General features: G+C 54.3%; 9 protein-coding genes. 2 read left to right on the top strand and 7 right to left on the bottom strand.

What is annotated here, in order from left to right:
* Nucleotides 1–11 precede the first annotated feature (11 nt).
* A complete protein-coding gene (locus MICA_RS04180) occupies nucleotides 12–827 on the bottom strand; it encodes a class I SAM-dependent methyltransferase (RefSeq protein WP_014102452.1) in 816 nt (271 codons plus the stop codon).
* A 66-nt stretch (nucleotides 828–893) separates the two neighbouring features.
* Here MICA_RS04180 and MICA_RS04175 point away from each other — a divergent pair, with 66 nt between their 5' ends.
* Nucleotides 894–1,325, top strand: a complete 432-nt coding sequence (locus MICA_RS04175) for a PaaI family thioesterase (RefSeq protein WP_014102451.1) — start codon at nucleotides 894–896, stop codon at nucleotides 1,323–1,325.
* On the opposite strand, the gene MICA_RS04170 is transcribed toward MICA_RS04175, so the two are convergent.
* From MICA_RS04170 to MICA_RS04160, 3 genes are all read right to left on the bottom strand, one after another.
* Nucleotides 1,303–2,712 carry an ATP-binding cassette domain-containing protein gene (locus MICA_RS04170; protein WP_014102450.1) on the bottom strand — a complete coding sequence of 470 codons (1,410 nt, stop codon included), beginning with the start codon at nucleotides 2,710–2,712 and terminating at the stop codon, nucleotides 1,303–1,305. The genes MICA_RS04175 and MICA_RS04170 overlap by 23 nt on opposite strands.
* 1 nt (nucleotide 2,713) lies before the next feature.
* Nucleotides 2,714–4,447 (bottom strand): SbmA/BacA-like family transporter, encoded by a 1,734-nt coding sequence (locus tag MICA_RS04165; protein ID WP_014102449.1) that lies wholly within the window; start codon nucleotides 4,445–4,447, stop codon nucleotides 2,714–2,716.
* A 133-nt stretch (nucleotides 4,448–4,580) separates the two neighbouring features.
* Nucleotides 4,581–8,048 (bottom strand): indolepyruvate ferredoxin oxidoreductase family protein, encoded by a 3,468-nt coding sequence (locus tag MICA_RS04160; RefSeq protein ID WP_014102448.1) that lies wholly within the window; start codon nucleotides 8,046–8,048, stop codon nucleotides 4,581–4,583.
* Between the two features lie 190 nt (nucleotides 8,049–8,238).
* Here MICA_RS04160 and MICA_RS04155 point away from each other — a divergent pair, with 190 nt between their 5' ends.
* Nucleotides 8,239–8,589: an ArsC family reductase gene (locus tag MICA_RS04155; RefSeq protein WP_014102447.1), complete on the top strand. Its 351-nt coding sequence runs from the start codon at nucleotides 8,239–8,241 to the stop codon at nucleotides 8,587–8,589.
* A 112-nt stretch (nucleotides 8,590–8,701) separates the two neighbouring features.
* On the opposite strand, the gene MICA_RS04150 is transcribed toward MICA_RS04155, so the two are convergent.
* The 3 genes from MICA_RS04150 to MICA_RS04140 form a co-directional block, all read right to left on the bottom strand.
* Nucleotides 8,702–9,883 carry an isovaleryl-CoA dehydrogenase gene (locus tag MICA_RS04150; RefSeq protein WP_014102446.1) on the bottom strand — a complete coding sequence of 394 codons (1,182 nt, stop codon included), beginning with the start codon at nucleotides 9,881–9,883 and terminating at the stop codon, nucleotides 8,702–8,704.
* A gap of 105 nt (nucleotides 9,884–9,988) precedes the next feature.
* Complete coding sequence (locus MICA_RS04145; RefSeq protein ID WP_014102445.1) at nucleotides 9,989–10,888, bottom strand: hydroxymethylglutaryl-CoA lyase; 900 nt, start codon at nucleotides 10,886–10,888, stop codon at nucleotides 9,989–9,991.
* Between the two features lie 97 nt (nucleotides 10,889–10,985).
* Entirely contained in the window at nucleotides 10,986–12,923 is a 1,938-nt protein-coding gene (locus tag MICA_RS04140; RefSeq protein ID WP_014102444.1) for an acetyl-CoA carboxylase biotin carboxylase subunit, read from the bottom strand.
* Nucleotides 12,924–12,968 lie beyond the last annotated feature (45 nt).

Here is a 12,968-nt window from a genome sequence, read left to right as displayed (position 1 = left end):
CACAGGGGTCTTTATACACGGCGGGCCACAAAAATCCACGGGGCCAAGGCCCCGTTTTTCACGGATACGGCCAGATTTTGCAGGGATTGGGCAAATTCGGGCCCCATAACACGGGCCAGACCGGGGCGATCGCCCATTTTGGCCGCCGCGTCAAAGGCGGCCAAGGCCTGTGCCGATTGATTCGCCTTGGCAAGGATTTCAAACCCACAGAAGGTCAGCAACATCTCCGTATCCGGTGGCGTGACCAAATGGCTGGTTTCGCTCCCCCCCGCCCATGGCAACGGGAATGCGGGCGGTGTTCCCGCCGGCCCCGCCATCACATCATATATGCCGAATATGGCCCCGGGCTTCAGAATGTCGTGAACACCCTTATACAGAACGGTTTTATCCAGAATGTTCATGCCGGTATGGATGGTATAGGCCCCATTGAAACTGGCATCGGCAAAATCCAGTGCTTCCGCATTGCCGACACGAAATTGCGTGCGTGACCCCATGCCCATGCGGCGGGATAATTCTGTGGCAACGGCGCAATATTCCGGCGACAGATCAATCCCGATCACGTTGGCCCCCATTTCATGCGCGACGTACCGCGCCGGGCCGCCCAGGCCACTGCCAATATCCAACACGGTCATACCCGCGTGGAACCCCAGACGGTTGATAAAATCAGCCGTGGCGCGTTTGCCGCCAATATGAAATTCATCAAAGGGGGATAAATCATCGGGACCGGGGCGCAGGGGATCGACGCCCGCCTCTTTTAATCCTGCATCAATCAACTCCAGAAGGCCCGCCCGCTCATAATACGCTTTAATCGTAGATTCAGATGTCATTCATGTCCCCGTTGACTTTACGCATACCCTGTACGATTCTACACACAACCAAGGAGACGTACAGCAATGATCTGGTTCAAACCCTATTCCATTGAAGATATTCGCAATTTCAATACACACGATAATATTCTCGATCGCTTGGGCATTGAAATTCATGAAATCGGGCCGGATTTTATCAAGCTGCGTATGCCGGTCGATCACCGCACACACCAAATTCACGGCATTTTGCACGGTGGTGCATCATGCGTTCTGGCCGAAACGGCGGGCAGCATTGCGTCCTTGATGTGTATTGATGCCGACAAAAACTATGCGGTCGGCTCCGCCATCACCTGTAACCATTTACGCCCGGTGAAGGACGGATTCGTTACCGCCACATGCCGCCCTGTGCATCTGGGCCGCACCAAACATGTGTGGGATATCGACATCCGATCAGACACCAACAAGCTGGTCGCGAAAAGCGAACTGACCTGTGCCGTTACACCGAAGGGGTCGGCGTAACGCCCGGGGCCTGTTGCGCAATACGGCGCACGGTAATGCCCTGGTTTTCCAGATGTGCATGCAGAGTATGATACGGCATAATATGCGTATTATGCGCAATGCTCAGAACAATCGTGTGTTTTGGTAAATGATCCAGCATGTCCTTGTAAAGGATTGCCCCCGTTTCCTTGTCCAGCGCCGCCGTGATTTCATCCAGAAACAGAATATCCGGTTGATGCAACGTCGCTATGGCAATCATCAATTTCTGCCGCTCACCACCGGACAGGGACATGGTATCCCCCGTCATGACCTGTTTTTCCATGAAAAATGTTACGGCCTGAACAATCTCGTTTACGGCACTGCGCGCTTTCATACGCACCGCGGCCAGACTGAGCGGCCAGCTGGCAGCATTAAAGACCTGATGCATCGGACCGGATGAGGCCTGCTTCATCATTTCATCGCGTGTGTGATTGACAATGGTGTCCACAACACGCCGCGTCTGATATTCATTCAGGCGGATTTCGCGGAAGGCATCGTCCGTATCATCATTGTTCATATAGGCCTTGACGGCTTTATTCAAAGCACGACGCAATGACCACGCAAAATATTTAATCTTTGCGGGCGTATAAGCGTAGATTTTCCCGCGCTTGCGTGTGGCGATATCCGCAGCAAACAAGGCCAGGCGTTTTTGCAGCGGCGCCATCAATGCATCATCCATCGCATCGGCAACGCGATGGAAAACATCGTCAAAGTCACTTTCAGGTACATGAGTCCGCAAAGATTGACGCAGGTAGTTTCGTTGTTCATTTGGAACAAATTGTACTGTTGAAAACATTTCAGGAATGCGACGTTGCACAAAATCGACAGCGACCTGACCAACATCCTTTTTCAGATGAGACGTGTTCTTCAGATGATTCATCATCTCATCAATCAGGATTTCGACCTGTTGTCCCGGAATTTGCTCAACAAGCTTGTTCAGACCAACGCTTTGAAGCGCATGACGCAATTCCCGGTCAGTGAAATTTTCTTTGCCCTCGGTCGTCATATTCAGGATGGTGCGAAGATTGGCATTGGGCGCATAGGCCGCTTGGGAAAACAACATGGTTTTCACGTTGCGCGGCATCACCACCAACCCCTGCCCGTAATCCCAGCTGTTCATCAGGGCTTTGACAGCGGTGGTTTTACCACTGCCTGATGCTCCGGTGAAAATCACGCGATCGCCGGGTTTGAAATGCAGGTTTACGCCCTGTAACAACACACGCGGATTATCCCCCGGTGTGCGCACGGTCAGGTCATAGACTCGAATATCCGGGCAATCATCCGCACTTTCGGTCACGACAATGAAGGGCACTTCACTGTGCGCAATCGGGGCGGTGCTTTTGTAAAATTCATCAAATGCCTTGGCCATTTTATGCCTCCGGTCCGGAAATTTTCATGGCGGGCATCTCTTTTGGGATAATGACGCGCTTGGCCGCTTGTTTCTTTTCCGCATCAATGTAATGCGCCGCTTGGACCGCGCGGTCGAACATATAGATACGATCCGCCGTTGCTTTCATTTGCGACAATTGTTCGAAACGATTAACAACGAAGCTCATCGCCGATGTAACGCGGTTAAAGGCGTAGTTGATCATGGATACTGTCCCCATGGACGCCGTGCCCGCCGCCACGCCAAACGCACCAACAATCCATGGAATAGGAATGGACAGGTTCCCCGCGGTTGCATCCACCAAAATCAGTTTGACCTGCGTCCCGATTTCGCGCACCGAGTTCTTCATCACCGGGGTCAGGCGACGATTGACCAGCTCGCGCTCGACCGATTCAGTTTTATTTTGTGCAATGACATCAGCATTGGTGTGGATCTTATCCAGAACCGCCCGCAAATCCGCATCGCGGCGTTGTTGCCCCCGTTGAATGGACGGCAATTTGTACCCGGCTTTCATGGTCAACGCCGTCAAAGCCGCGGCATAAGCCGCCCCAAGCCAGAAGAAACCACCCGCCACGCCGAACAACGGCCCCATCGCCCATAGCTGGCTGGAAAACGCGCCCAACGTGATCCCGGCACTGGTCACACCCGTCATCAGCGATACGGCACCCGCCGTGAATTTCGCAGGATCCTGTTCAATCCGCTGCGCCGGGTTGTCAATATTGTTAAACAGGGTCCGCATGCGCATATAGGCGGATGACGTCGTCCAGCGGTTGGTATAATACCCCGTGGACCAGAGCCGCCAGCGCAGGGCAAAATATTGCGCAGCCTTGTACGAAATGATGGCCATGGCTGTGAATTTCAGCGCAATAGTTGCCAGATCCTTGTTGTACCAGGCATCGCGCAGCGAGCCTTTCATATCCTTCAGCTGTTCATCGCTATCGTTCCAGCCGTTTTTCAGGACATGGGTTGTGCCGGCATAGGTGGTTTTTGCCACCTTTCCCCAAGCATCAAAAAATCCGCTCCCACTCAAGCTTTTGAGCGTGTCCAGATGCTCCTGCGTTTCAGGCAGCTCCATTAAATTCTGGGTCAGGAGCGTTTTCATCGCACTGACCTGCCCCATCAATTCAGGGCTTTGGGCAATGGTTTTTTCAACACCGGGCAAGGCCGAAACCAATTCTTCCAACGACGAATTTTTGTTTAATACATCCTGGAGCGCTGCATCATTTTTTATAACGTCTGCAAATTTTTTATTATTCAAAAACGCAGTTAAATCCGGATATGTATGGATGGCTTCATTCAAAATAGGATGCTCGTCCATTGCGGATTTCAAGGCCGGATATTGATCAACCGATTTTGCGATCAGTTCAGGCCGCGCGGTTTTAACCGACTGCGCCAAATGCTGAACCGTGTTGGTTAAACCACCGCTCCATTCACCGAACTCCACAGTCATCTGTACGGAATACCAGGTCATGAACAGCGACGTGGCCAGCAAGCCCGTTGCAATCCCGCGTTCGATCTTGCCCGCTTTCAACCAATAGGGAGATAAAACCCCCAGAACGGTCCGCGTGGCACTGCGCGGTGTTTCCAGCATTGTCGCCTCCAGAAGCTCTTTGCGCTTCTGGGCCGAAATGTCCGGTGCCATGACGGGGCAATCCCATCCGGTGTTGGCAGATTCAAGTTTGAATAGATCGCGCAGACGGCGAAGACGGCCAGACATACCTATAAATTCCCTGTTCAATTCTTTTTATGATTAAGGGAGGTATAAGAGGACTCAGGCCGTTTTCTGTCAATAAAAAACCCTTCCCATATTGCACAACAACACGGGAAGGGTTTTAATTATGTAAACAGTGCTACGCTGCCGCGCGCGTTTCCGGCTTGGCCCCGGCCCCACCGCGCAGGCGGGTCAGCAGGACAGCCTTTTGGCCGCGGAAGATTTTGATGTTGCCATCCTTCACCGGACCATAGCCACGCACCATATCCGGCAGGGCCAGAATATCGCGGCATAGCGCCACATTGTCGGCATTCACGGCGGCCAGAACGGCATCCATCATCGCTTCGTATTCCGTGATTAAAGCGCGCTCTTCCTTACGATCTTTCAGATGACCGAACGGGTCGAAGGCCGTGCCGCGCAGGCCCTTGAACTTGGCCAGCAGGCGCAAAGCCCCCATCATCCACGGACCAAAGGTGCGTTTTTTCGGACGGCCCGTCGCCGGATCGGTTTGTTCCATGATCGGCGGAGCAAGGTTGAAGGTCAGTTTATAGTTGCCCGTAAATTGCGCCTGCACCGACTTGATGAAATCGCCGTTGGTGTACAGGCGGGCCACTTCGTACTCGTCCTTGTACGCCAGCAGTTTGTGGTAATTCTTCGCCACGGCTTCTTTCAAATCCGGCCACGCATCAAAACGCTTCACGGCGTTCAGGTAACGATTGGCATAGGCGGCGTCCTGATAATCGGTCAGATACACAACACGCTTGGCAATAATGTCTTCCAGTGTTTTGGAGATTCCCTCCTCGCCCAGCGGACCACGCGCTGCGGCCACCATTTCATCCATCACGGTCGGATTGTGCGCGGCCAGACGACCAAAGGCGAACGCCTTCTTGTTGTCATCAATCGACACACCGTTCAATTCAATGGCGCGATCAATGGCTTCGAAACTGACCGGGATCAATCCCTTCTGCCAGGCATAGCCCATCATGAACACGTTGGTGCCCATTTCATCGCCCAACAGAACACCGGTGGCCAGGGTCGCATCCACGAAATATTGCGTTTTCGTGGCGGCGATCAACTCCGCGCGGATATCGTCGTTCTTGAAATCCATTTTGTTATCAAGAACGAACGCCGCAACCGGGGTATTGTCGATATTTGCCACAGCAATGGTTTTATTGGCATTCAGTGTTTCATGGGCGGCCTTGCCCACGGCGGACACAATATCGCACGCCAGCAGCAAATCGGTGCCGCCCGCAATAATGTGGCCGTTATGGAGCATGTCTTGCTCCGGCGCCAGACGAACGTGGCTCAGCACCTCGCCGCCCTTTTGTGCCAGGCCTGTGGAATCCAGAATGGCACTGCATTTGCCTTCCAAATGCGCGGCCATGCCCAGCAACGCCCCAACGGTCAGAACACCCGTACCACCAACACCGGGGACGAGGATGTTATAGGCGCTCGTCATTTGCGGAACGTTCGGCATCGGAATGGATGAGAACACATCATCCGCCTTGGCCGGGGCGTTCTTGCGCAATTCTCCGCCCTCAATCGTCACGAAGGACGGGCAGAAGCCTTTCAGGCAGGAAAAGTCCTTGTTGCACATGGACTGGTTGATCTGGCGTTTGCGGCCATATTCGGTTTCCAGCGGTTGCACGGCAATACAGTTGGATTGAACGGAGCAATCGCCACAGCCCTCGCACACCGATTGGTTAATCACCACGCGCTTCGCCGGGTCCGGGTATTGGCCGCGTTTGCGGCGGCGGCGTTTTTCGGCGGCACAGGTTTGATCGTAAATAATCACGGTCGTGCCCGGTGTTTCGCGGCATTCCTGCATAATTTTCGGCAACCATTCACGGCCCATCACCGGAACATTCGCCGGGATTTGCGAACGGTCTTTATACCGGCCCATATCCTCGGTCAAAATCCAGGCCTTGGCCACACCTTCGGACATGACCTGTTGCGCGACGCGCCAGACGGGAAGATCGCCGTCCACATGTTGCCCACCGGTCATGGCGACCGCGTCGTTGTACAGGATTTTGTACGTAATATTCACCTTGGCCGCGACCGATGCGCGAATGGCCAACGAACCGGAGTGGAAATACGTTCCATCACCCAGGTTGGCGAAAATATGTTTTGTTTCACTAAATGGCGATGAACCAATCCATGGTACCCCTTCGCCACCCATTTGCGTGCACAGGGCGGAATTACGGTCCATCCATTGCACCATGTAGTGGCACCCGATGCCAACCATGGCGAAGGAACCATCCGGTACTTTCGTTGATGTGTTGTGCGGGCAGCCAGAGCAATACCACGGGCGGCGCAGTGACGGTGGCACATAACCCTGCTCCTTCGCCTCATACCCTTCATAGAATTTCAGGGCTTCGTTAATCCGATCGGTGCGATAGAATCGTTCGATCCGCTGCGCGATGACGCGGGCGACCAGGCCAACAGATTGATCGTTGTGCAAAGGCAACAGCACATCGCCCTTCTCATCATACTTACCAACGATCACCGGCGGGCGACGCCCGGCTTCCCAGTTATAGACTTGTTGCTTCAGCTGGTACTCGATAAATTCGCGCTTTTCCTCGACGATCAGAATTTCTTCCAATCCTTCGACGAAATTTTGAATCCCGATCGGCTCCAACGGCCATGTCATTCCAACCTTGTACACGCGCAGGCCAATCTGTTGCGCAATCTCTTCGGTAATACCCAGATCCTGCAACGCCTGGCGCACGTCGGCGTAGGATTTACCGGAAGTAATAATACCGAAACGCGGTTTGGGCGAATCCCAGATTACGCGGTCAATCTTGTTCTTGCGCGCAAAGGCGTGGCACGCAAACAGTTTGTAATTTTGTAAACGGAAATCAATTTCGCGCGGCGTGTCGTTCAGGCGGATATGTACCCCGCCCGCCGGCATTTTGAATTCCGTTTCATCGGGGATCAGAATTTCACGGTTTTCGTGTGACAGATCCACCGTACCCGACGTTTCCACCGTTTCCGATGTCACCTTCATCGCCGTCCAGCACCCGGAATAACGCGACATGGCAATACCCAGCAAACCATATTCAACAAATTCCTGAATATTCGCCGGGTACAGTTGCGGAATTTGCATGGCGTACAACGCATGATCCGACTGGCATGCCAGCGTAGATGATTTGCACGCATGGTCATCACCGAAGATGGCCAGAACGCCACCCTTGGGCGCGGTTCCGTTGGCACTGGCGTGACGCATAACGTCGCCGCTACGATCTACACCCGGGGCCTTGCCGTACCAGATACCGAAGACACCGTCGACCTTGGCCCCCGGCATCAAATTGACTTGTTGTGTACCCCACACGGCGGTGGCGGCCAGATCTTCGTTCACGCCCGGAACAAATTTCACGTTCAGCGGATCGAGATATTTTTGCGCACGGACCAGTTCACGGTCATACCCACCGAGCGGTGATCCACGGTAGCCCGAGATAAAGCCCGCCGTATTCAAACCCGCCGCGATATCACGTTGCCGCTGGATCAACGGAATACGCGCCAAGGCCTGAAGACCGGACATGTACGCCACACCTTCATGCAGCTCGTATTTATCTTTCAGTGAAACCTTGCGCAGTGCCTGTGCCATATCGTCCCCGGCATTATGGTTATTCGATAGATTCTTTATTGATTGCCGTTAAATTACAGCAGAGCGCCTTGGTTTTCTAGGTCACACGTCCCGAATTGGTGCGATGCGCAAAGCCTTTATGCCAAAAGCTAGACAGCAAATTGCGCGTGCCATAGCATAGGCGCAATTTTCCACCACAAGGATCTTCCCCATGGCCCCCGTTAAAATCTATGGCATTAAAAATTGTGACACGATGAAGAAGGCCTTCACTTGGCTGGACACGCACAATCACGCCTATGATTTTCACGATTATAAAAAAGAAGGTGCCGATTTAGACGTTTTGAAATCCGCCATCGCCCAACACGGATGGGATACCGTCATCAACCGCAAGGGCACATCATGGCGCGCCCTACCCGATGATGTGAAGGACAACATGACCGAAAAATCGGCAATCAAGGCCGCGATGGATAACCCCAGCCTGATCAAACGCCCATTGCTGGTGAAGGGAAAAACAATCCATTTGGGTTTCACCCCCGACGATTACCAAAAACTTTTCAAATAAGCGTCCCGCCTCTTAATCAGCATCCCCGCGAAAGCGGGGATCCATTTTTGGTGCGGCCCGTATGGATCCCCGCTTTCGCGGGGATGCCAGTGTGATGAATGGTTTTTATGATTTACGCGACGCGGCGATTCCCGGTTTCTTCGAACAATTCACGGCCGATCAACATGCGGCGAATTTCCGATGTGCCCGCACCGATTTCGTACAATTTCGCATCGCGCAACAAACGGCCCGTCGGGTATTCGTTGATATACCCGTTGCCGCCCAGGCATTGAATCGCTTGCAATGCCATTTGCGTTGCCGCTTCGGCGCTGGCCAGAATGCATCCGGCGGCATCTTTACGCGTGGTTTCGCCACGATCGCAGGCAGCGGCAACGGCGTAAACATACGCACGCTGTGCCGACAATGTCGTGTACATATCGGCCACTTTGCCCTGCATCAACTGGAACTCACCAATCGACTGGCCGAATTGTTTGCGTTCGTGCAAATACGGCACAACCACATCCATGCAAGCCTGCATAATGCCCAGCGGACCGCCGGACAAAACAACACGTTCGTAATCCAGACCGGACATCAGGACCTTTACGCCCTTGCCCACCTCGCCTAGAACATTTTCTTCCGGCACTTCGCAATCCTGGAACACCAGTTCACAGGTGTTGGATCCACGCATGCCCAGCTTGTCCAGCTTCTGCGCGGTGGTGAAGCCCTTCATGCCTTTTTCAATGATGAACGCCGTGATCCCGCGCGAACCCGCATCCGGATCGGTTTTGGCGTAAACGACCAGCGTATCCGCATCCGGCCCGTTGGTGATCCACATTTTGTTACCGTTCAGGACGTAACGGTCACCCTTTTTATCCGCGCGCAGTTTCATGGACACAACATCCGACCCAGCCCCCGGTTCGGACATGGCCAGCGCCCCGACATGATCGCCAGAAATCAGTTTCGGCAGATATTTTTCACGCTGGGCTTTATTGCCATTGCGGTTGATCTGGTTCACGCACAGGTTTGAGTGCGCGCCGTAGGACAGGGCAACGGAGGCGGACGCACGGGAAATTTCTTCCATCGCAATCACATGGGCCAGATAACCCATATCCGCACCGCCAAATTCTTCACCAACCGTGATGCCCAGCAAACCTAAATCGCCAAACTTCTTCCACATATCATTGGGAAATTCATTTTTATGATCGATTTCGGCCGCACGCGGGGCGAGTTCCTTCTGCGCGAATTTATAAACTTCCTCGCGCAGCATTTCGATTTCTTCGGCATGACCGAATTTCAGTGTCGGGTACGGGATCATTTCACTCTCCTTTACAATCGTTCACTTACATCGTCATCCCGGCGCAGGCCGGGATCTTCGTCCCTTATGGCTTGAAGATTCCGGCTTTCGCCGGAATGACGGCGGTTAGGTTGGCCGCATGGCATTGGCCACTTTGGAATCCGGCTTGCGGCCCAGATGGTTGGAAATAAACCACGCCGTATCCACGACCGCATTTATATCAACCCCGGTTTCAATGCCCATTCCGTTCAACATATACAAAACATCTTCGGTGGCGACATTGCCGGATGCGCCCTTGGCATAGGGACATCCACCCAGACCACCCACCGATGAATCAAACACGGCCACACCCATTTCAAGGCCGGTATAAATATTTGCCAGCGCCTGGCCATAGGTGTTGTGGCAATGCAGAGCCAGTTTTTCAACCGGCACCCGCGCCATCACGGCCTTCAACATTGTTGCGGTGACAACCGGCGTTCCCACGCCAATCGTATCCCCCAACGAAATTTCGTAAGCGCCCATATCCAACAATTTAGCGGACACATCCGCCACCGCCTGCGGCGCAATTGCGCCTTCATACGGGCATCCAGCAACGCAGGACACATAACCGCGCACGCGGATATTTTTGGCCTTTGCCATCGCAATGACGGGGGCAAAACGCTCAAAGCTTTCGGCAATCGAACAATTAATATTTTTCCGGCTGAAGCTTTCGGATGCGGCGGCGAACACGGCGATTTCGTCAACGCCGGATGCAATCGCCCCCTCCACCCCCTTTTCATTGGGGACCAGAACCGGGTACGTCACGCCCGCACGGCGATCAATGCCCGCCATCACATCGGCGGTATCGGCCATTTGCGGCACCCATTTGGGGGATACGAACGCGCCGGATTCAATCACGCTTAAACCCGCATCGCCCAGACGGCGGATCAATTCGATTTTTACATCCGTCGGTACGGTTTGCTTTTCATTCTGCAAACCATCACGGGGTCCGACTTCAACAATTTTTACGCGGGAAGGAAACGCCATCAAACACTCCTCCCGTCACCCCGGCGAAGGCCGGGGTCCATGGGATGGATCGTATGGATACCGGCCTTCGCCGGTATGACGGTTGAGAGGATGAGCATCACGCGGCTTCCTTCTGCTCAATGGCAATCAGAAGCGCGCCATCCGTTACCTGTTGTCCGGCGATCACGGGCAATTCTTCTACCGTTCCGGCAAACGCCGCGCGGATGGTCATTTGCATTTTCATCGCTTCCATGATCAACAATGGTTGATCCTTGTCCACGGATGCGCCCTTTTTCACCATGACGTCGATAATCTTACCCGGCATTGGCGCGATGATGCGGCCTTCGCCCGCTTCGCCTTCACCATCGGCACCCGGTGTATACAGATGCAGGCGAATAACGCGGCCATCGCGGATCAATGTTAAATCATTGCCATCGGCAACGATTTTCGCGTGGGCCAATGCATCGCGTGATACGCGCACGGATTTTCCATCCACACCCACATCAAAATCCCGGCCCGCGCAGGTGACGGATACCTTCACATGCCGCCCCCGGTTCACAAAATCCAGCGTCCGGGTCAGCGCGCCATTCATGCGCCAGCTATCGGCCACATCCCAAATATCGTCGCCCTGTACCACATTCATGGAACCGGACAGGATATAAACGGATGCAATCGCCAGATCATGCAGATCGGCCACGCCGTAATTTTCAGGCAACAGATCATCATTAAAACGGGCGATAAAACCGGTATCGACATCCCCGGCGATAAAGGCCGGATGGCGCGCAATGTTGCCCAAAAATTCCTGGTTCGTGACCAACCCGGCAATGACCGTCCCGGCCAGAGCAGAGGAAAGTTTTTGCAACGCTTCCGTACGGCTGGCCCCATGCACGATCAGTTTCGACACCATCGGGTCGTAATGGATGGACACGGCATCACCCGCCTCAACCCCCGTATCCATCCGCACACCGAACGGCGCGGACAAAGCGGTCAGACGACCAATTTGCGGCAGGAAATTTTCCGCCGGATCTTCGGCATAAAGGCGGACTTCAAACGCATGGCCGTTGATTGAGAGTTGATCTTGACGCAACGGCAGGGCTTCGCCATTCGCCACGCGCAATTGCCATTCGACCAGATCAAGGCCCGTAATCATTTCCGTGACCGGGTGTTCCACTTGCAGGCGCGTATTCATTTCCATGAAGAAAAATTCATGGGTTTTGGAATCCATGATGAATTCAATGGTGCCCGCATTGGTGTAGCCCAAGGCCTCCACCGCCTTCACCGCGGCATCACCCAGTTTTTCGCGCACGGCTTGGCTCAGCCCCGGCGCCGGGGCTTCCTCCACCACCTTCTGGTGGCGGCGTTGCAGGGAACAATCGCGTTCAAACAAATACACGGCGTTGCCGTGGGAATCACCAAACACCTGCACCTCAACATGGCGCGGGCGGGTGATGTATTTTTCAATCATCACATGATCGTTGTTGAACGATGCCGCGGCCTCGCGTTTGCAGGCATTCAGATGCTCGTCAAAATCCTTCGCGTCCTCGACCAGACGCATGCCCTTGCCCCCGCCCCCGGCGACGGCCTTGATCAACACGGGGTAGCCAACCTTCGCCGCTTCGGCTTTCAGGGTTGCGGAATCCTGCTTCGCCCCCATGTAACCGGGCACGATGGGCACACCGGCCTTGGCCATGATTTCCTTCGCCCGGTCCTTCAATCCCATGGCAGTGATGGCCGTGGCCGACGGGCCAATGAACACGATGCCCGCCTTCGCGCACGCATCGGCAAAATCGGTATTTTCGGACAGGAACCCGTAACCCGGGTGAATGGCCTGCGCCCCGGTATCCTTGGCCACCTGTATAATAATGTCACCGCGCAGGTAGGATTCCCGGCTGGCCGCCGGACCGATCCGCACCGCTTCGTCCGCCATACGAACATGGCGCGCGCGGGCATCAGCATCGGAATAGACCGCAACCGTGGCAATCCCCATCCGCCGCGCCGTTTCAATCACGCGACAGGCAATTTCGCCCCGGTTAGCAATCAGGATTTTCTTAAACATCTACGCCCCAGCCCTATGATTCAAATGCGGTGAGGGACAGTAGCA

This window comes from Micavibrio aeruginosavorus ARL-13, assembly GCF_000226315.1.
In the GTDB taxonomy this organism is placed as follows: Bacteria; Pseudomonadota; Alphaproteobacteria; order Micavibrionales; family Micavibrionaceae; genus Micavibrio; species Micavibrio aeruginosavorus_B.
Note: the sequence above shows the minus strand (reverse complement) of the source record. Positions and strands in the feature narration are given on the sequence as shown.